This window comes from Streptomyces sp. GQFP, assembly GCF_021545335.1.
GTDB lineage: Bacteria > Actinomycetota > Actinomycetes > Streptomycetales > Streptomycetaceae > Streptomyces.
Genome location: NZ_CP089312.1, coordinates 5,332,827 through 5,352,736, shown reverse-complemented (window position 1 = coordinate 5,352,736; position 19,910 = coordinate 5,332,827). Strand labels below are relative to the sequence as shown.

General features: G+C 70.4%; 12 protein-coding genes, 1 tRNA gene, 1 other RNA gene and 3 pseudogenes. 11 read left to right on the top strand and 6 right to left on the bottom strand.

Annotated elements, in window-relative coordinates:
- Positions 1 to 151: 151 nt before the first annotated feature.
- Positions 152 to 2,491, bottom strand: coding sequence for a DNA polymerase III subunit gamma and tau (locus tag LUX31_RS23710; RefSeq protein ID WP_235476978.1), 2,340 nt, complete (start codon positions 2,489 to 2,491; stop codon positions 152 to 154).
- Between the two features lie 2 nt (positions 2,492 to 2,493).
- Between LUX31_RS23710 and LUX31_RS37940 the strand changes: the two are divergent.
- Positions 2,494 to 2,811 (top strand): annotated as a pseudogene (locus LUX31_RS37940) (phosphoglycerate mutase family protein); the annotation flags it as partial.
- Between the two features lie 98 nt (positions 2,812 to 2,909).
- Here the strand turns inward: LUX31_RS37940 and ffs are convergent.
- Positions 2,910 to 3,006: signal recognition particle sRNA small type (gene ffs / locus LUX31_RS23705), an RNA gene on the bottom strand.
- 73 nt (positions 3,007 to 3,079) lie between these two features.
- Between ffs and LUX31_RS23700 the strand changes: the two genes are divergently transcribed.
- Positions 3,080 to 3,167 (top strand) — tRNA-Ser (locus LUX31_RS23700).
- Between the two features lie 91 nt (positions 3,168 to 3,258).
- Here the strand turns inward: LUX31_RS23700 and LUX31_RS23695 are convergent.
- Together LUX31_RS23695 and LUX31_RS23690 are read right to left on the bottom strand one after the other, a co-directional pair.
- Positions 3,259 to 3,669 (bottom strand): annotated as a pseudogene (locus LUX31_RS23695) (tyrosine-type recombinase/integrase); the annotation flags it as partial.
- 63 nt (positions 3,670 to 3,732) lie between these two features.
- Entirely contained in the window at positions 3,733 to 4,998 is a 1,266-nt protein-coding gene (locus LUX31_RS23690; RefSeq protein ID WP_235476977.1) for a PucR family transcriptional regulator, read from the bottom strand.
- 159 nt (positions 4,999 to 5,157) lie between these two features.
- Between LUX31_RS23690 and LUX31_RS23685 the strand changes: the two genes are divergently transcribed.
- From LUX31_RS23685 to LUX31_RS23675, 3 genes are read left to right on the top strand one after another with little or no spacing between them, the layout of a single operon-like run.
- Positions 5,158 to 6,642, top strand: a complete 1,485-nt coding sequence (locus LUX31_RS23685; protein WP_235476976.1) for a class I adenylate-forming enzyme family protein — start codon at positions 5,158 to 5,160, stop codon at positions 6,640 to 6,642.
- A gap of 31 nt (positions 6,643 to 6,673) precedes the next feature.
- On the top strand, positions 6,674 to 8,455 hold the full coding sequence (locus tag LUX31_RS23680) for a DUF3556 domain-containing protein (protein ID WP_235476975.1): 1,782 nt from the start codon (positions 6,674 to 6,676) through the stop codon (positions 8,453 to 8,455).
- Complete coding sequence (locus LUX31_RS23675) at positions 8,452 to 9,888, top strand: phytoene desaturase family protein (RefSeq protein ID WP_235476974.1); 1,437 nt, start codon at positions 8,452 to 8,454, stop codon at positions 9,886 to 9,888. The genes LUX31_RS23680 and LUX31_RS23675 overlap by 4 nt, the downstream gene beginning before the upstream one ends.
- Positions 9,889 to 9,922: 34 nt before the next feature.
- Here LUX31_RS23675 and LUX31_RS37935 read toward each other — a convergent pair.
- A pseudogene (locus tag LUX31_RS37935) lies at positions 9,923 to 9,988 on the bottom strand (restriction endonuclease); the annotation flags it as partial.
- 334 nt (positions 9,989 to 10,322) lie between these two features.
- Here LUX31_RS37935 and LUX31_RS23665 point away from each other — a divergent pair.
- From LUX31_RS23665 to LUX31_RS23640, 6 genes are all read left to right on the top strand, one after another.
- The gene (locus LUX31_RS23665) at positions 10,323 to 12,752 is read left to right on the top strand and encodes a helicase-associated domain-containing protein (RefSeq protein WP_235476973.1); all 2,430 of its coding nucleotides are present in this window, start codon (positions 10,323 to 10,325) and stop codon (positions 12,750 to 12,752) included.
- A gap of 118 nt (positions 12,753 to 12,870) precedes the next feature.
- On the top strand, positions 12,871 to 13,086 hold the full coding sequence (locus LUX31_RS23660) for a type II toxin-antitoxin system VapB family antitoxin (protein ID WP_053752751.1): 216 nt from the start codon (positions 12,871 to 12,873) through the stop codon (positions 13,084 to 13,086).
- Positions 13,083 to 13,505 carry a PIN domain nuclease gene (locus tag LUX31_RS23655; protein ID WP_235476972.1) on the top strand — a complete coding sequence of 141 codons (423 nt, stop codon included), beginning with the start codon at positions 13,083 to 13,085 and terminating at the stop codon, positions 13,503 to 13,505. Before LUX31_RS23660 ends, LUX31_RS23655 begins: the two co-directional genes overlap by 4 nt.
- 447 nt (positions 13,506 to 13,952) lie before the next feature.
- Positions 13,953 to 16,451, top strand: coding sequence for an ATP-binding SpoIIE family protein phosphatase (locus tag LUX31_RS23650; RefSeq protein ID WP_235476971.1), 2,499 nt, complete (start codon positions 13,953 to 13,955; stop codon positions 16,449 to 16,451).
- A complete protein-coding gene (locus LUX31_RS23645) occupies positions 16,448 to 16,807 on the top strand; it encodes a hypothetical protein (RefSeq protein WP_235476970.1) in 360 nt (119 codons plus the stop codon). Before LUX31_RS23650 ends, LUX31_RS23645 begins: the two co-directional genes overlap by 4 nt.
- Positions 16,808 to 16,894: 87 nt before the next feature.
- Positions 16,895 to 18,235 carry a right-handed parallel beta-helix repeat-containing protein gene (locus LUX31_RS23640; RefSeq protein WP_235476969.1) on the top strand — a complete coding sequence of 447 codons (1,341 nt, stop codon included), beginning with the start codon at positions 16,895 to 16,897 and terminating at the stop codon, positions 18,233 to 18,235.
- Positions 18,236 to 18,268: 33 nt separating this feature from the next.
- On the opposite strand, the gene LUX31_RS23635 is transcribed toward LUX31_RS23640, so the two are convergent.
- Positions 18,269 to 19,900: a glycosyltransferase family 39 protein gene (locus tag LUX31_RS23635; RefSeq protein ID WP_235476968.1), complete on the bottom strand. Its 1,632-nt coding sequence runs from the start codon at positions 19,898 to 19,900 to the stop codon at positions 18,269 to 18,271.
- Between the last annotated feature and the right edge of the window lie 10 nt (positions 19,901 to 19,910).

The following is a 19,910-nucleotide window of genomic DNA, read 5'->3' as shown; positions in this document are numbered from 1 at the left end:
CCTCAAACGCCGGACGGGCTGGGTAGTCAGCCGTCCGGCGTTTGAGGACGAGCGCGTTCAGCGCGATACGGGGGTTCGGGGGCGGAGCCCCCGAGGATGGGACGGGTAGGGGCGGCGGGGGCGAGAAACCCCGCCCAGCACACCCACCCGCCTACTCGTTCGAGAACTCCTCCAGCACCGTCGCCCCCAACTCCCGCACGATCATCTCGTGCCCGGAAAGCGCGGACTCGTCGAGGTCGGGATCGTCGTCCTCGGGGACATCGTCCTCCGGGGCGATCGGCGGGGGTTCCGGAGCCGAGGCCCGCGGTGCCGGTGCCGGTGCCGGCGCGGAGGCCTGGGGCCGGGGTGCCGGGGCCTGCGTGGACGCCGGAGACGGGGGCGCGGGCTGCTGCTGCTGGGGGGCGGCGGACGTCGACGCGGCGCCGCCGTAACCACCTCCACCGCCGCCTCCCCCGCCGTAGCCACCTCCGCCGTAACCGCCGGGCGCACCCCCTCCGCCGTAACCACCGGTCGCCGGAGCGACCTGACCACCACCCCCACCGCCGCCACCCGTCGGGTCGACGACCGCCTCGATCCGCCACTGGACGTTGAACTGTTCCAACAGCGCCTGCTTCAGCACTTCCTCGCTGCCGCTGCTGGAGAAGTTGTCCCGCGCGCCCGCGTTCATGAAGCCCAGCTGGAGTGTGGTGCCGTCGAAGCCGCTGACCTGGGCGTTCTGGCTGAGCAGGATCCAGGTGAACCGGCGGCGGTTCTTCACCGACTCCAGGATGTTCGGCCAGAGCATGCGGGGGTCAAGGCCGCCGGGCACGGGGGCGCCGGTCGGCGCGGCGGGCGTCTGAGCCTGGGGGGGCTGGGACTGGGGCTGGGCGTAGGCCGGTGTCGATGGCGGCGCGGCTGCGGCGGGCGCCGGGGGCTGTCCGGTGCCCGCGGGCGTGGCTGTGGGCCAGCCACCGGGGCGCCGCCCACTGCCCGCGCTCGTCGCGGTGGGCCAGGCACCGGGAGCGGCTGGAGCCGGGGCGGGTGCAGCCGGGGCCGGGGCCTGGGGATGGGACTGGGGCTGGGGCTGAGGGGGCGGAGCAGGCGCGGCGACCGTGTCCGCCGTACCGGACACGCCACCGCCACCGGGCACACCCGGCACACCCGGCACACCAGGTGCACCCGATCCGGCAGGAGGCATGACCGGCGCGCCCACAGCACCACCGCCAGTGCCACCAGCGCCGCCGGGCACCGCCCCCTCGTACGCGGCGGGCACGCCGTGCGCGCCCGGTCCCGGCACGTACCCCATGGGGATGCCTGCCCCGCCCGTGCCAGCGGCCGGACCGCCGGAGAAGTTGATGCCCCGCTCCAGCTTGTCGAGGCGGGCCATGACCGAGCGTTCGTCGCCGTACGCGGCCGGCAGCAGCACGCGCGCGCAGATCAGTTCCAGCTGGAGTCGGGGCGAGGTCGCGCCGCGCATCTCCGTGAGGCCGTCGTTGACGAGGTCGGCGGCGCGGCTGAGTTCGGCGGCGCCGAAGACGCCGGCCTGGGCCTGCATACGCTCGACCACGTCCACGGGGGCGTCGATGAGCCCCTTCTCCGCCGCGTCGGGCACGGCGGCGAGGATCACCAGGTCGCGCAGGCGTTCGAGCAGGTCGGCGACGAAGCGGCGGGGGTCGTTGCCGCCCTCGATGATGCGGTCGACGACCTCGAAGGCCGCCGCGCCGTCCCCGGAGGCGAACGCCTCGACCACGGAGTCGAGCAGCGAGCCGTCCGTGTAGCCGAGCAGGGAGGTGGCCATGGCGTAGGTCACGCCCTCGGCACCGGCGCCGGCCAGCAGCTGGTCCATGACGGACATGGAGTCTCGTACGGACCCCGCTCCGGAGCGGACGACCAGGGGGAGTACGCCGTCGGCGACCGGGATGTTCTCCTGGCCGCAGACCTCGCCGAGGTAGTCGCGGAGCGTGCCCGGCGGGACCAGCCGGAAGGGGTAGTGGTGGGTCCGGGAACGGATCGTCCCGATGACCTTCTCGGGTTCCGTGGTCGCGAAGATGAACTTGAGGTGCTCCGGCGGCTCCTCGACGACCTTGAGCAGCGCGTTGAAACCGGCCGACGTGACCATGTGGGCCTCGTCGATGATGTAGATCTTGTAGCGGCTGCTCGCAGGGCCGAAGAATGCCTTTTCTCGCAGGTCACGGGCGTCGTCCACACCACCGTGCGACGCGGCGTCGATCTCGATGACGTCGATCGACCCCGGGCCGTTGCGCGCCAGGTCCTGGCAGGACTGGCACTCGCCGCAGGGCGTGGGCGTGGGCCCCTGCGCGCAGTTCAGGCAGCGCGCCAGGATGCGCGCGCTGGTCGTCTTGCCACAGCCGCGCGGCCCGCTGAACAGGTACGCGTGATTGACCCGGTTGTTCCGCAGCGCCTGCTGCAGCGGGTCGGTTACATGCTCCTGCCCGATGACCTCGGCGAACGACTCCGGGCGATAGCGGCGGTACAGCGCAAGGGACGACACGCATACGACGATATCGGCCCCCACTGACAGTCGGCCCCGCCCGTCCCCTCACCGACCTCGGCACCAACCAGGCCGAACAGGCGGCCGAGCGGGTTGCCAGGCTGGTCGCGGCCGGCGTACACATCGACGAAGTGCACATGTCCGCGCTCCAGCGCGCCCGCGAGACCGCCTGGATGATCATCGACCGCCTCCCCGAACCACCGGCCCGGATCACGACCGAGGCGGCGCTCGTGGAACGCGACTTCGCAGCTACAGCGGGGGCGCAACAAGAGCCTGGTGAAGGTGAAGAAGAAGTCGCTCGGTTTCGCCGGGTACACCGAGGCGTTCCACTCCCCCGACCGGTACACCGCCCGGCGGCGAGAGCTGGACCTGTTTATCACCCAGAACACACCGAACGTGTTCCTGCGGCACCGGTCAAACAGAAGACCCCCCACGCACCCGCCAGAGCCAACCTACCCTTGCTGCCTTCCGGCCCTGGGGGAGTTCAGTCAGATAGCGCCGCGTGAGGGGCTGAGGCCCAGCGTACCTGATCGCAGGGGGCCCGAACGAGTTCGCAAGCACCCCCTCAGGTCATGTAATGTTCCCGGCGGAGGATTCGCCTAGTGGCCTAGGGCGCACGCTTGGAAAGCGTGTTGGGGGCAACCCCTCACGAGTTCGAATCTCGTATCCTCCGCCAGTGCCTCACCGGGCACGATGTCGAAGGGCCCCACCGTTCGCGGTGGGGCCCTTCGTCGTTGTCCGTCTCACTTTCCGTCTCAGTTCGTCCTGATCGCGTCGACCACGACATCCGGGACGCCGAGGATCAGGAGGACGGTCGCGGCGGTGTGGCGGGCGTCATGCAGACGGACGTCCCGTACTCGCGCTACTCCCGCGTCCTTCAGGAGCCGCTTCCAGATGTGGAAGTCGGTGTTCGGGCTCAGAGGGCCGCCGGTCGGGGAGGCGAAGATGGATCCCTTGGCCTCCCAGTCGGTGCCGGCCTCGATCCGCTCCTTCCCCTGCTGCTCCTGGTGCTGACGGAGAAGCTTGATCAGCGGATCGGGCAGACCGATCGTGCGGCGCCCAGCACGGGACTCGGTGGACTTGTGCTCGCGGCGGGTCTGCTGCTTCTGAGGGCGATAGCCGGCCTTCCGGCCGCACGGGTTGTCTCCACATCCGTGGGCGTACCTGGGCCGGAGCCAGTTCTGAGGAGGACGGCACCGGCCGGCGAGCCGTCGATGAGGAGGGTGACGCGGCCCTCGTCCTCAGAACAGCACCGGCCCTCCGAGCCATTGCGCGGCCAGGAGTGCGGTGCGGACGTTGTAGTCGTCCTCAAGGCTCTCTGCCGCTTCCGGCAGCAGCGCGGTCGCGTGCTGTACCCGGTACTGGATCGAGTTGCGGTGCAGGTTCATCACCTCCGCCGTGGCCGCGTAACTGCGGTGGTGCGTGAGGAAAGCCTGCAGCGTCTCGCGCAACATGGCGTTGCGGGTGTTGGATTGCGCCAGGTCTCCCAGCGTCACCGTCACGAATTCGCGGACGGCTTCCAGGTCACCGGCCATCAGGGCGATGGGGGCCACGTCGTCGTACGGCACCCACCGCGGTCCCACGGGCCGGTGGATCGCGTGGTCTTTGTCCCCGGGCCGGCCGAGCCGGGCAGCGACGATCTCCTTGACCCGGCCGGCCTGGCGTGCCGAGGTGCGGAAGCCGGCCAGGTCGGCCCCCGGCCGCCCGATGGCCGCGTGCAGGAAGACCCCGTCCGGAGGCGCGAGGGCTTGGAGTCCGTCGTCGGCCCTGGCGGGCAGTGCGAACCACAACCGTGATTCCAGCTCGTCGGTCGGTACGACGAGGCAGGCGCGGGCCCGTAGCACCGACACCGCGCGTGCACGGACCTCCTCCACGGCAGAGACCAGGTCGAAGGAGCTCATCTGCCCGACCGGCCACAGCGTGCAGGCGACATGGACCGCGTCCAGCGGATAGCGCAGCGCCCGCTCGGCGGCGGCCCGGTCGACCGGGCCGCCGCCGAGGAGTTCGTTGACCCACTGCTGGCGGACACCGCTCTGGCTGGCCACCCACCGTTCGCGTTCGAGCTCGTAGGTGCGGCCGACCTGTTCGCAGACCAGGTCGATGAACTGCGCGGACCGGCGGACCAGCGCGACGACCAGCGAGAGCCGGTCCTCGGCGGGCAGGTCGTCGAGGACCGTGAAGGCCGTATCGAGAAACGTGGAGTGGCCGATGCGGTAGGCCCTGATGAGCGCCGAGAGGGGCACGTCGCGCTGCGCCAGCATCCTGGCGTAGGCGAGGGCCGCGGTCGGGGCTTCGAGATGCTGCGCGTCGATTCCCTGCTGGAGGAAGTTCATCGCGGCCACGATGTTCTCGGTGATACTCGCCTCAAGAAGGGAGCGCGAGGCGGCGTCGTGGTCGAGTGCGCTGATCTGGGCGCGTGTCACCCGCACGAGGCTCGCGATGAGGCGCTCGCGTTCTTCCAAGAGACGGCCCGCCGCACGGGCGACCAGGACCTGCTCCGTCGGCATGACACGCATCCTACGGCGCGATCCCTCTGTCATGTTTATGCGTGGAGCACAAACAGCTCTCCCCGTCTTGTGGTGCGCGTCCGTGGCCGCTGTCGTATGCCGGGACCTACCTTCACCTGGATACGTCCCCCCTTGACCACTTTCGAGGTGCACGCTTCCATGAACCTGAGCCGCCTGCCCGCTGTGCGCCGCGAACAAGATCCGGACGCGCCGGCCGTCACCGACGACGTGTCCGGTCAGCTCTCGAACGCCGCTTTCGACGACCTGATCGAGGGATACGCCCGCCACTTCGCCGACCGGGGTGTCGGCCGTGGAGACGTCGTCGCGGTCAGACTCGCCAACAGGGCGGAACTCGTGGTGGTGATGTTCGCCGCCTGGCGCCTGGGAGCGGCGATCACACCGGTCAATCCGGCGCTGACCGGTGTGGAGACGAGCTACCAGCTCGTGGACTCCCGCGCGAAGATCGTCGTCGTCGAGGCGCGGTCGGCCGAGCTGCCAGGGACCGTCACCGCTCTCACGCTTCAGGAACTGGCCGGACCGGCTCCTGACGCCGGGCTGCCGGTGCTGCCCGCGGACCCCGGGTCCGGACTGGACGACCTGGCCCTGGTCATCTACACCAGCGGCACCACCGGGCGCCCCAAGGGCGTCGAACTCCTGCACCGCAACATCGACGCGATGACCGCGGCGATGGTCGACGGGATGAAGCTGACCGAGGCGGATCACAGCCTCCTCGTCCTGCCGCTGTTCCACGTCAACGGCATCGTGATCAGCATCCTGTCGCCGCTGCGGGCCGGCGGACAGGCCACGATCGTGGGACGCTTCAGCGCCAAGGAGTTCTTCGCCGCGGTGGAGAAAGCCCGGCCCACCTTCTTCTCCGGCGTCCCGGCGATCTACGCGATGCTGGCGAATCTGCCGCCCGAGGTGCGGCCGGACACCTCTTCGCTCCGCTTCGTCGTATGCGGCGCGGCGCCCATGCCTCCCCAGCTCATCGGCCTGGTGGAGCGGCGTTTCGGGGTCCGGCTCATTGAGGGCTACGGCCTGTCCGAGGCGACCTGCGCCTCTACCACCAACCCGCTCGACGGCGTCCGCAAGCCCGGCACGGTCGGGCTGCCGCTGGCGGACCAGACGGTGGCGATCATGGATGAGGACGGCCGCCTGGTCACCGACGGCAGCGCCGGCGAGGTGGTCGTCTCCGGCCCGACCGTGATGCGCGGCTACCTCAACCGGCCCGAGGAGACCGCCAGGACCATCCGGGACGGCTGGCTGCACACCGGTGATGTGGGCCGGCTCGACGAGGACGGCTACCTGGTCCTCGTCGACCGCGTGAAGGACATGATCATCCGAGGTGGGGAGAACATCTACCCCAAGGAGATCGAGACCGTCCTGCACGACCACCCCGCCGTTCTTGAGGCGGCCGTCGTGGGCCGCTCCGACCAGGTGATGGGCGAGGTCCCGGTCGCCTTCGTCTCCCTGCGCGACGGCGCGGAGCTGTCCCCGGCCGAGATCCCCGAGTTCCTCGGCTCCCGCCTTGCCGCCTACAAGATCCCGGCCGACGTCGTTGTCGTGCCCGAGGTCCCCAAGAACTCCGTCGGCAAGATCGACAAGCCCGCGCTGCGCCGCCGGCTGCTCGCATCCGTCCGCTGAGCCGCGCCACCCCGAGAACAACGAGGTTCCCATGGGATTCATGAAACCCCAGCTGCCCCCGGTCGACGCCGGCACCTTCGGTGCCCTCCCGCGCGGTGAGCGCCTGCGGACGCTCACCCGGCACTGGGTCGAGCACGGCTTCGGCAGCCCGTACGCGGTGTATCTCTTCTACGTCGTGAAGTGCCTGTTCTACGTCGGCGGGGCGGCCTTCGTCATCGCGCTGACCCCGGGCATCGGATCGCTCACCGACTTCTCCTCCTGGTGGTCCGAGCCGATCGTCTACCAGAAGCTCATCGTCTTCACGCTCCTGTACGAAGTGATCGGACTGGGATGCGGTTCCGGCCCGCTGACGTCCCGCTTCAGCCCGCCGATCGGCGCCGTCCTGTACTGGCTCCGGCCGGGAACCATCCGCCTCCCGCCCTGGCCCGAGCGGGTGCCGCTGACCCGGGGCGATCGCCGTAGCGGCGTCGATGTCCTCCTCTACGCCGCCGTGCTCGCCTCCGGCGGGTGGCTGCTCAGCAGGCCCGGCACCGGCGGCACGATCCCCGGCGTAAGTGACATCGGCCTGCTCAGCCCGTTCGCCGTCGTCCCGCTCCTCGTCTTCCTGGGAGTGCTGGGACTGCGTGACAAGACCATCTTCCTGGCGGCCCGCGGCGAGCAGTACTGGCTGTCGCTGCTGTTGTTCTTCTTCCCCTACACCGACATGTTCATCGGCTTCACGTTCGTCATGCTGGCCCTGTGGTGGGGAGCCGCGACCTCGAAGCTCAACCACCACTTCCCCTTCGTGGTGGCGACGATGATGAGCAACGCGCCGCTGATTCCCTCCGGCCTCAAGCGGATCTTCTACCGCGACCACCCCCGTGACCTGCGCCCCTCACGCCTGTCGTTCCTGCTGGCCCACGTCGGCACCGCCACGGAGTACGCCGTCCCGCTCTACCTGGTCTTTCTCGGCGAAGGCGGCTTCTGGACCTGGGCGGCCCTCGTCTTCATGGCCGTCTTCCACCTCCACATCTTCTCGACGGTGCCCATGGGCGTGCCGCTGGAGTGGAACATCTTCTTCGTCTTCTCGCTGTTCCACCTCTTCGGTGCCCACGGTGACGTGTCGGTCCGGGATCTGCAGTCGCCCTGGTTGCTCGTGGTGATCCTGCCGAGCCTGCTGCTCGTGCCTGTCCTCGGCAACGTGCGTCCCGACCTGGTGTCGTTCCTGCCGGCCATGCGCTACTACGCGGGGAACTGGGCCACGAGCGTCTGGCTGTTCACCGGTGATGCCCTGGAGCGTCTGGAGGCCGGTCTCACCACGGCGTGCCGGCTTCCGACCCATCAGCTGGAAAGCCTCTACGACGCGGACACCGCCATGATCATGGGCCAGAAGGTGCAGAGCTGGAGGTCGATGCACTCGCACGGCCGCGCGCACAACGGCCTGATCGACCGCGTCACCGACGGCCAGGACGACGTCGTCGTGATGGACGGCGAACTCGTCGCCGGCTTCGCGATCGGCTGGAACTTCGGCGAGGGCCACCTCCACGACGACCAGCTGCTGCGCGCCGTACAGGCCCGGTGCGGCTTCGCACCCGGCGAGCTCCGGGTGATCTGCCTGGAGGGCCAGCCGATCCACCGCCAGACCCAGGACTACGAGGTGCACGACGCCGCCCTCGGCCTGCTGGAGCGCGGCCGCGTCACAGTCCAGGACATGCTCGCCCGCCAGCCCTGGCCCACCGACGGCCCTGACTACCCCGTCTACGACGTGCGGTCCTTCGGCCCGCTGCGGCCGGGGCCCGGCGCGGGCACGCCGCCCCTGGACACGGTGTCATGACGTCGGCTGTCGTTGTCGGTGGCGGCCCGAACGGGCTCGCCGCCGCCGCCCTGCTCGCCAAGGCCGGGCTCCAGGTCACCCTTCTGGAGGCCGCGGACGAGGTCGGTGGCGGCACCCGCAGCTACGAGGCGCTGCTGCCCGGGCTGCTGCACGACCACTGCTCCGCCGTCCACCCGATGGCGGTCGCCTCCCCGGCGCTTCGGTCACTGGAACTCGAGCGGTACGGGCTGCGGTGGCGGCTGCCGGAGGTCGACTGCGCGCATCCGCTGGACGACGGCTCGGCCGGGGTGCTTCTTCGCTCCGTCGAGGACACCGCCCGCATGCTCGGAGCCGACGGGAACCGCTACCGGGCACTCATGGGAGCTCCGGTGCGTGACTGGGACGCACTCGCGCAGGACGTGATGGGGCCGCTACTCAAGGTCCCGGCGCATCCGCTGCTGCTCGCCCGGTTCGGTCTTCCGACCGTGCTGCCCGCCACGCTCCTCGCCCGCCTGTTCCGGACCCCGCAGGCCCGGGCGCTGTGGGCCGGCATCGCGGCGCACGCCTTCCGCCCGCTCTCCCGCCCGCTCGGTTCGGCGGTCGGTCTCGGCATCCTCACCGCCGGCCACAGCGCCGGGTGGGCCGTCGCCGAAGGCGGCTCGCAAGCCATCGCCCGCAGCATGGAAAAGGTGCTGACCGAGCACGGCGGCGAGGTCCGCACCGGTGTCCGCGTCACCCACGCCTCCCAGCTCCCACCCGCAGACGTGACACTGCTCGACCTCGACCCCGGCCAGGTCGCCCGCATCTACGGCGACCGGCTCCCCACCCGAACGCGGGCCGCCTACCAGCGGTTCCGCCGAGGTCCCGGCGCCTTCAAGCTCGACCTGGCCGTCGAGGAAGGGGTGCCGTGGAGGAACCCGCACGCGCGCCGCGCCGGCACCGTGCACCTCGGCGGCCCCATCGCCGAGATCGCGCGGGCGGAGAAGGACGTGACGGCCGGGCGGATGCCCGAGCGCCCCTTCGTTCTCGTCGGCCAGCAATACCTGGCAGACCCCTCACGGTCGGTCGCGGACGTGCACCCGGTCTGGGCCTATGCCCACGTCCCGCACGGCTACGACGGCGACGCCACCGAAGCGATCCTCGGCCAGTTGGAGAGATTCGCCCCCGGCGCCCGCGAACGGATCGTGGGCCTGCGCACCACACGGCCCGCCGACTTCGCCACCGCCAACCCCAACTTCGCCGGCGGTGACATCCTCACCGGCGCCGAGACGATCCCCCGCCTCATCCTCGGCGCCCGCCCTGCCCTCAACCCCTACTCCACCGGCCTCGCAGGTGTCTTCCTCTGCTCGGCCGCCACCCCACCAGGCCCCGGAGCACACGGAATGTGCGGCGCCGGCGCCGCAACATCCGCACTGCGCCACCTGGGTATCCGAGGTAGTGCTTGCACTGGATGATCACCGTGCGGCCGTCAGGGACGCGTCCGGTCACGTCGGACCCGTTGCCCCCAGCCCCTCCGACGCGACGGACGTCGGTGCAGCCGTCGCGTCGGCACAGCGCGGTGACCGGCTCCTCGATTCGGTGCCGGACATCCTGTCCACCTCGGCGAGGGTCCGGTGGCCGGCCAGAAGATCGTGATCACCACCAACAGCAGCCCGCCCCAACGCGGCGGCGGGGTAGGCCGTCTCCTGGCCAGTGGCTTTCGTCGAGCGGGTAGCCAGATCTTCCACTGCCGTCGGCTCGTCTCGTCGGGCTGGGCCCGCGGCGGGGAGGTGCCCCGGACACCATCTTCGTACGGCATCCGTGGATCATGGAATTGCGCCATCCTTGACCTTGGCCCCGAAGCGGCTTCGGCCCGCCTGTACGTTCCCTGTCTGTCGAGGTGCACCTCATGAAGTCCCGATCGACTCTTGCGACTTGGCTGAGCGAACTCGACGGTTCCCGCCTGGCACGCGTACTCGCCATGCGGAAGGACGCAGCCTCCTCTCCGGAACCACGCTCGGTGGGGGAACTGGCGGACCGTCTCCAACGTCCGGGGTCCGTGGCACTCGTCCTGCCGCAACTCACGCTGCCGTGCTTGCAGGCCGCCGAGGCGCTGGCCGCCCTGGGAGCAGGAGCGACCCGGGACAGCCTCGCGGAGCTGCTCGGCTCGACATCCCCTGCGGCGGTACACGCGCTGGACGCGACCCTGGAGGCGCTGTCGGATCGGGCGCTCGTGTGGCAGGACGGCAACGAGGCACTCCGCATGCCTACGCCCTTGCGGGAGGCGTGGAGCACGCCCCTGGGACTTGACGCTCCGCTGGAAGAGCTGCTGGCCGGCACCACCTCGGAGGAACTGCGCGGCATGCTGGCGGTCCTGGGTATCAAGCCACCCGGCACCAAGCAGCAGCGACTCGCGGCTCTGGTGGAGCATCACAGTGACGCGAAACGGGTCGCCGCGTTGGTGGCTGGGGCACCGGCGGCCACACGGAAGTTGCTTGAGCAGAGCGCCAGGTCCACGCCGCGTCAGTCACTGTTCGTCGTGTTCGGGGCTCCTGGCCCGGACCTCCGACCAGGCGCCCGATGGGCACTCGACCGCGGGCTTCTGCTCCAGGACCGTCACCGGTACGGGCCCGTCCGGATGCCGGCCGAGGTGGCCTTGGCTCTGCGGGGCCCCGATTGGCACGCTCCGTTCGAACCTCTGCCGCCCGTCCCACAGTTGGTGCCCATCACCTCCTCGGAGGTGGAGCGGGAGGCCGCGGTGGCAGCCACCGCGTTCGCGGCCCATGCCGCCTCCGTCCTTTCGGCGTGCGCGACCGCTCCGCCGACCCGGCTGAAGTCGGGCGGGATCGGCGCGCGTGAACTGGCCCGGCTCGGCAAGGCCGCCCAAGCGGACGACGCCGTCGTACGCATCGCCCTGGAGACCGCGTACGCCGCCGGACTGCTGGCCCGCGACGGCGATCGCGTACCTCCCACCGAGGCGTACGACGCCTGGGCCGAGCAGGAGCCCGCAGAACAACTCGCCGTACTGCTCCGGGCATGGCGGGACCTGCCGCTCACCCCCACCCGGGCGCGCGACGAAGACAACAAGGCGCTTCCCGCGCTCGCCGGTGCGCCTGACTGCGGCGGCTGTCTGCAGGCCCGCCACGGGCTGCTCACAGCGGCAGCGGGGCTCCCGGCAGGACAGGGGGTGAAGCTCGCTTCGGAGCTGGGGCCGCTCGTGGCCTGGCACCGTCCGCTCGCCGACGACGCCTCCCCCGAGGACACGGCACCGTTCAGCACCGTGATCCGCGAAGGCGAACTGCTGGGCGTGCTGGCACGGGGTGCGCTGTCCCCGCTCGGTGCCCACCTGGCGGCCCACGCCGACGAAGAGCTCGACATCACGGCCCGGCGGCTGCTGCCCCCCGCGACCACGACCGCCCGGATCGGCGCCGACCTCACCGCCGTCGTCACCGGCACCCCGTCCGCGCGACTCGCGGCGCTGCTGGATTCGACGGCCGACCGGGAGACCAGTGGCACGGCGTCGGTATGGCGCTTCAGCGCCGGCAGTATCCGCCGGGCCCTGGACGCCGGCCGCACCCCGGACGACATCACAGCCGACCTGGCAGGTAGCTCCGCCACGGCCCTGCCACAGCCGCTGACCTATCTCATCGCCGACACCGCGCGAGGTCACGGACGGGTGCGCATCGCCCCTGCGGCCTGTGTCATCCACGGCGACGAACCCGCGCTCCTGGCCGAACTCGCCGCCCACCGCGCACTGTCCAAGCTCGCCCTGCGGCAGCTCGCCCCGACGGTCCTGGTCAGCGGCAGCCCACCCGCGACGGCTCTCGCCGCGCTCCGTGCCGCGGGCTACGCCCCGGTCGCCGAGACCGCCGGGGGAACGGTACGCGTCGAAAAGCGCCTGCCGCAGAGGGCCGCCGCTGCCGTCCCGCCCCCGCGAAGGAACGTCGGGCGGCGCGGCCCCCGGACCACCGCAACCCGCGCCGCGGACATGCCCACCGACGCCGGCATGGACGTCCTGGCCGACCGGCTGCTCAAGGCCCCGCCGACGGCACCGGAACCCGACCCGTTCGGCAGCGGGGTGCCTTTCGCGACGGACACCGAGGAGATCGTCTCCGGATACGCGAAGCACCTGTCGTACAGCGACGTCCGCCAGGTCGCCCATGCCATCGACACCGGTGCGGCCATCACGGTCGAGTACATCGCCACCTCGGGCAACCGGACCGTACGCACCCTCAGCGACCTGGAACTCGACCCGCCCTACCTCGACGCCTGGTGCCACCTGCGCGAAGCGGAACGTGTCTTCACTCTCTCCCGCATCCATGGCGTGATGCCCGCGTAGGACTCGGCGGCCAGGCCGGGTGCCCGGATGCCCGGATGCCCGGGTGCCCGGGTGTGCCACCTCGCGGGGCACCTCGTGAGATATAATCAATCCCACATTTGATATCAGGGAGGCACTCGTGAGTCGGACGGTTATCGACCTGGACGACGACCTGGTCGCGGATGTCGCGAAAGCCCTCGGGACGAGCACCAAGAAGGAGACGGTCAACACCGCTCTTCGCGAGGTGCTGGAGAGCAGGCGTCGCGCCCTGGCTCTCGCCCGGCTGCGGGCCGCGGCCGGGGACGGCGCATTCGATCTGGAGCTGTTCGAGAACAAGGGGAACTACCGCCGGTGAACGCGGCCCAGTTCCTGATCGACACCAGCGCGCTCGCTCGGTTCATGCGCGAGGACGCGGAGCAGTACGGCTGGGACCAGGCGGCAGCCGCCGGGCTCATCGCCACCTGCCCGATCACCGAGCTTGAGTTCTTCTACAGCGCCCGGTCGGCCGCCGACAGGGCGTGCGGCATCGAGGACATGCGACTGATCTTCGGTTGGGTTCCCGTCGACGACCGCGCCTACGACCGCGCCTGGCAGGTCCAGGAAGCTCTCACCAAACAGGGAAAGCATCGCAGTGCGGGTGCGGTGGATCTCGTCGTCGCCGCGACGGCCGAGCTGCAAGGGCTCACCCTCCTGCACCGCGACCACGACTTCGTCCGCATCGCGGCAGTGACCGGCCAGGCTCTCCAGTGGTACGGCCCGGAGAGCGGCAAATAGGCGGGCGATGGTTGCAGTTCTGGTTGCATTCACCTCCGTACAGCACCGTTCAGTAGCCCCACTCGCCACAGCCGCACCGCAGGTCAGAACTCGAATCTCGTATCCTCCGCCAGTGCCTCACCGGGCACTACGAAGTGGCCCTGATCTGCGGAAACGTGGATCAGGGCCAGCAGACATGGCATGTAGCGTTCAGCCGCCTGATGCGAGAGAAGGGGTACGTCGCAGCCATTTTGGCGTGAGCGCCGCCATCGCCGGTGCCCTTGGCGAGATGTCCTACGAGCCGTTCCACCGGCCACTGACCATCCTCGGCATCACCTGATCAGCGCTGATCCAAGATCAAGAATCTTGGCACAGCCCTGCGCGACACCGCGGACGGGTCGACGTACCTTTGAAGTGTTGGTTGAGGGCCGGGGTGCTCTGGGCCCGGGACGGGACGGGAGTGTCCCGATGGGTGAGAACGATGTCATGCGTGCGGGCGGAGACGACGGACATCAGAGCACGGCGCCGGATGAGGCCGCTGTGCTGGTGGTCGACGCGCGGGGCACCATCACCGCGTGGAGCAGCAAGGCCCGTCGCCTTCTCGGCCGCGATGACGATGACGTCATCGGGAGGCCGGCCGCCCGGCTGCTCGCGGCGGAGCTGCCCGAGACCGCCAGGGCCGGTTTCGCCGAGCGAAGAGCCTGGAGCGCGCCGCTGGCGCTCCGGCAGGCGGACGGGCATGTCGTCCGTGTGACCGCTCAGGCTCTGCCGCTACTCGGCGTGGCCCGACAGCTCGAGTGGTACGTCACCGTGACCGTGACCGTCCCCGGATCGCAGCCTTCCCCGGGCGAGGGGCCAGCGCCTTCCCCCGATGACGACGGGGATCCCAGGACGGCGCTGGTCCGCATATGGGGTCTTGATCAGCTTCCGATCCCGGTGGCACTGTTCGACAACCGGGCCCTGCTCGTCGCCGTCAACGAGGCCATGGAACAACTGACAGGCCGAACGGAGCAGCAACTGTTCGGTCTGCCCGCCGGTGAGGTGGAGCACGGCCGGGTGCTGCCCGGGCTGGAAGAGCTACGCGGTATCACCGATCGGGTGCTCATGACCGGGGAGTCGGTCACGCGTGACTGGTACCTGAGCTTTCCCGGCGACCTCCGCGAGCACGCGTGGACCGGGGTGTACTCCCCGCTGAAGGACCGAACGGGCCGGATGCACGGCTTCTCCGCGGTTGTCCTCGACACCACCGAGCAGTATCAGGCACGTCGGCGGCTGGAGCTGGTGAACGAGGCGAGCGTGCATATCGGGACCGCGCTGGATGTGGCCCGCACCGCCGAGGAACTGGCGGAGACGGCCGTCGGCGGGTTCGCCGATTTCGTCACCGTCGACCTGCTCGACGCCGTGTTGTCCGGTGAGGATCCGGATTTCGGCGTGGCCGCGGAGTCCCAGTTCTTCCGCCGGGTCGCCCAGCGGTCAGTACTGGAGGGATGTCCCGAGTCGGTGGTCCCGGTGGGCAAGAGGCACATGTACGACGAGCAGTCACCACCGGGCCGGGCTCTGGCCCTCGGCCAGGCTGTGTCGCACCCGGTCGATGAGAAAACCCTGCGATGGTGGGCGGTCGGCAGCCCTGAGCGTGAACGCAGCATGCGCGCCTACGGGATCCACTCGACGATCGTGGTGCCGCTGCGAGCTCGCGGCACCACGCTGGGTGTCGCGGTCCTCGCCAGGCACCGTACTGCGTTTCCCTACGACGCCAGCGATCTGCTGCTGGCGGAGGAACTGGCCGCACGAGCTGCGGTGTGCGTTGACAACGCCCGCCGATACGCCCATGAACGAAGCATCGCACTGGCCCTTCGGCGCAGCCTGCTTCCCCGGGCAGCGCCCCGGCAAACAGCCGTGGAGATCGCCTCCCGCTATCTGCCTGCCGTACCGGGTACGGGGGTGGGCGGGGACTGGTTCGATGTGATCCCGTTGTCCGGGGCACGGGTGGCACTGGTGGTGGGCGACGTGGTCGGCCACGGCATCCAAGCCTCCGCGACGATGGGGCAGCTGCGGATGGCGGTACGGACCCTGGCCGATGTCGACCTCCCACCGGACGAGTTGCTCACCCAGCTCGACGACATCGTCCTGCGGCTGGACCGTGACGAGCAGCAGAGCGGCGGAGTCCCGGACAGGGACAGCGCCGGCGAGATGAGCGCAAGCTGTCTGTACGTGGTTTATGACCCGGTGTCCGGCCGCTGCTCGATGGCCCGGGCCGGACATCCTTTCCCTGCCATGGTCGCCCCCGACGGCACCGTCGACTTCCTCGACCTGCCCGCCGGGCCTCCACTGGGGCTGGGCGGCATCCCCTTCGAAACCGCTGAGTTCGATGTTCCCGAGGGGAGCGTACTCGCCCTGTACACCGACGGCCTTATCCATTCGGCCGAGCGCGACATCGACGTGGGACTCGACCTTCTCCGGGCAACCCTGGCCCGCCCGTCACTCACACTGGAGGAGCGCTGCGACGCTGTCTTGCGGACTCTGCTCCACGACCGGCCCTCCGACGACGTTGCGCTTCTTCTGGCCCGCACGCACATCCTGGATGACGCCCACCACGCCTCCTGGAGCTTGCCCGCCGACCCCGCCGTGGTCTCCGAGGCGCGAAAATACGCCGCAGACCAGCTCGCCGCGTGGGGACTGGATGAAGTGGCGTTCACGACCGAGCTGGTGGTCAGCGAACTGGTCACCAACGCCATCCGCTACGGCGCCGACCCCATCCAAATGCGCCTGATACGGGAAGACGGCTGCCTGACCTGTGAAGTCTCCGACGGCAGCAGTACCGCCCCGCATCTTCGTCGTGCCCGTGCCTTCGACGAAGGCGGCCGCGGCCTGATGCTGGTCGCCCAGTTCACCGACCGCTGGGGCGCCCGCCACACCCCTGAGGGAAAGATCATCTGGGCGGAACAAGATCTCAACGACCAGGAATGATCCGGCGTGCACTCGCGGGCGGCGCCGGGGCCATCGCTCTCGCGTTCGGGCTGTTGGGCGCGGGCGCGGGGCCGGTGTCCGCGGCCGAGAGCGACTGCCCCGTCGGGACCGTGTGCATCTACCCGCAGGGTCAGAGCGCGGACACCAGCAGTCCGACGAACGTCTACTACGCCCGCGGAGTCCACAAGCTCTACAACCAGGAGGGATACCACTGGGTCTACAACAACCAGACCGACGGCTGGACCGTGAAGCTGTGCACGGGCAGCAACGGCACGGGGTGCGGGACCGCCCTCCAGCCGGACTACCTCCGGTGGGCTAACCTCACGCCGATCAACTCGATCCTCATCGAGCCGTAGTACACGCCTCGTAGTACACGGAGCACGAACGCCTCACCGTGAGGGGCCGGGATTCCGGCCCCTCACGAGATCGGACGGTTACGGTTTATGGAAACTTCGCGCAGACGTGTTCTCCTCGCCGCTGCCACCGCGGGGGCCTCCGGGGCCGTGGCGATCGCCGCCGCCGGTGGTGCCTCGGCGGCTGCCACGACGCCCACTGACTGGATCGACGTAACCGCCGCGCCCTACGGGGCGACCGGCGACGGCAGTACCGATGACGCGGCCGCCATCAACTCGGCACTGGCCGCGTGTCCGAGTGGCGGGGTGGTCTATCTGCCCGCGGGGACGTACTCGGTCGGGCAGCCCTTGGAGGTGCCGTCCGGGGTGACCCTTCAGGGGACCCACGGGAACCATCTCCAGCCGAGTCTGTCCTCGATCCAGCCTCGTGTGGACTTCTCTACGGAGGGGGAGGGTGTCCATCCCACTCCTGACGACCCCGGGCTGAATCCCGCCGTCATCCGGTTCCTGGACGAACAGACCTGGGACCACAACGTCCTGCCGGACGGCCACAGTTCCGAGCAGCGGGTCTTCGGCGTCAGCATCGACGGGTCCCAGCTTCCGGGGGGCCGGATGTTCAACGGCGACCTCGGGCCGAACGCCGGGAGCAACACGGTGGACGGGATCCAGGCGTACGGGCTCGTGCACAGCGTGGTGCTCCAGGACGTCTCGATCACGGGCGTCGGGGGCCGTGGCATCGCCGCCCCGCGCCACACCTCGTCGACGATCAGCCCCAACGGTGCCTACAGCTGGCGGGGGACCCGGATCGTCGCCAGTCAGTGCGGTGGGCACGGGTTCAGTCTGTCCATGACGGACTGCACCTGGATCGACCTGGAGGCGATCGGCTGCAAGGGGAGTGGGTTCTACGTCGCCAACGCCAGCAACTCGCAGTTCATCGGCTGCCGGGCCGAGTTCAACAAGGCCCACGGTCTGCAGGTGACCGGCACCTGGAGCAGCGGCACGGGCGCCGGCGGCTGCAGTTTCGCCAACTTCAGTACCGACCGCAACAACTTCAACGGTGTGTACGTGGACGCGCAGGGCACCAGCCCGGTCCTCTTCACCGGGCTCATGCTCCGCCGCGACGGCGGCAACACCCTCGCGGGCGGCGGGGGCTTCGCGGGCCTGAAGGTCCAGGGCGCGACCGTCCCGGTGGTCGTCACCGGCGTGACCGTCTTCCCGGGCGTCGAGGACACCGGGGGCGGCGTCAACTCCCCGCAGTACGGCATCGCCGCCACGAGCGCCGCCTTCGTCTCGGTCACCGGCGGCTACGTCCAGGCCGCGCAGGCCCCGGTGCGGGACGGCGGATCCAACACGGTCTTCCACGTCGATCCCGCGATCGGCCGGATGTACGGGACCACTTCCGCCCCTCAGGCAGCGCCCAGCACTCCATGAGGGCGGTCCGTCCGAACGAGGACTCCGGCGGGCTCAGGGGAGCAGCGTGATCGCCCTCGCCTCGCCCAGTGCCCCCTCCGTCGGGATCGTGCGCACCCGCGTCGCGCGGTCGCCGATCAGGCGGGACAGGGCGGCCGGGCCCGGCTGCAGGCGGCCGTGGTCGAAGAGGAGCAGGGTGACCCGGGTTTTCGGGGGTGGGGGCGTACGGGCGTACTGGGCGTATGTGACCGCGTCGCAGCCCGAGTACCAGCCCGCCTCCGGTTCGTAGCCGGTGACCAGGAGGCAGGGGGAGTTCGAGGTCAGGTCTTCGGCGACCGGGACCGTCGAGCGGGCCAGGTTGGTCGGGCCCGGCATCGCTCCGTGGGCCACGACCTGGGTCGTACCGGCGGTGGTCAGGGCCGCCAGGGCCGCTACAGCGGTCAGCGCGCCCTTTCTCCAGGGTCCTGTCCGCTCCGCCACGGCCTCCACGCCCAGGATCGTGAGCAGGATGACCGAGAGGTAGACGAAGCGCGGTTCGCCGTCCGTCGCGAGACCCAGGACGACGAGGATCAGGACCGCCGTCGAGGCCAGGAAGACCCGGCGGGCGCTGCGCGCGGAGTCCCCTCGCGTACGCAGCGCGCTTGCCGCCAGGAGCAGGCCCGCCGTCATCACCACCGCTCCCAGGTCTCCGGCCAGGCGGTACGGGAAGATCGCCAGGTAGTAGACGAGGCCGTCGCCGACGTAGACGCGGTTGGCCTGGGTGCCCGCCCACAGGATCAGGCCGAACGGTGATCCTGTGACCTGTGTGGCGTGGACGAAGTGGGGCAGCAGGCCGAGGGCGAGGACGGCCAGCGCGGCTGCCAGGCGGCGGCCCTGTGCAAGCCAGGCGCGCGGGCCGTACGCGAACAGCGCGGCCAGCGCGATCGCCAGGAGGTTGCCCGTGCTGCCGTAGCGGAGGTAGAAGGCGGCCACCGCCACGGCCGCCGCGAGGGGCAGGGCGCGGGAGCGGCGTACCTCCTGGGCGCGGGTCAGGAGGAAGACGACGATCAGCAACAGGCCTGTGGCGCCTATGTCGTTGAGGAACTGCGGTACCCGGCGCAGGAATCCGAGGCCCGAGAGCAGGAGGAGGGTCACGACCACCGCTCGGCGGGGTGTCGTCCAGCGGGCCGCGGTCAGGTAGGTCGCCGTCAGGGTGAAGAGGGTGAGCAGGAGCGCCGTCGTACGCAGGCTGCCCACGTCGTTGTGGAGAGCGAGGGCGAGGCGGCCGAGGGCCGGGAGTCCGGGCGGACGGTACTCGCCCCAGCCCGCGTCGGGGGTGCCGTCGGTCCAGGCGCGGGCCTTGTTGGCGTACACCGCCTCCTCGTGGCCGAGGTACGGCTCGTGCTGCTGGAGGACCGCCCAGGCCGCGGTCGCCAGTGCCAGGACGGTCGCCAGGTATACCGGGGGTGGTATGCGGTGCAGTGCGCGTATCGCCCGTGCGGTGGGGCGAGGGAGGTCCGCGTGGGCCCACAGTGGGCGTGCCAGCCACCAGGCGGGGGCCGCTGCCAGCAGGAAGGGCCAGGGCTGCCAGCCGGGGAGCAGGGCGCCCAGGCCCGCGACCAGCAGTAACTGCTGGGCGACGGCGGCCAGGGTCAGCGCGACGGCCGTGGCCAGGGACGCGCGCGCGGTGGTGGTTCCAATTGACATCAGGTTGACA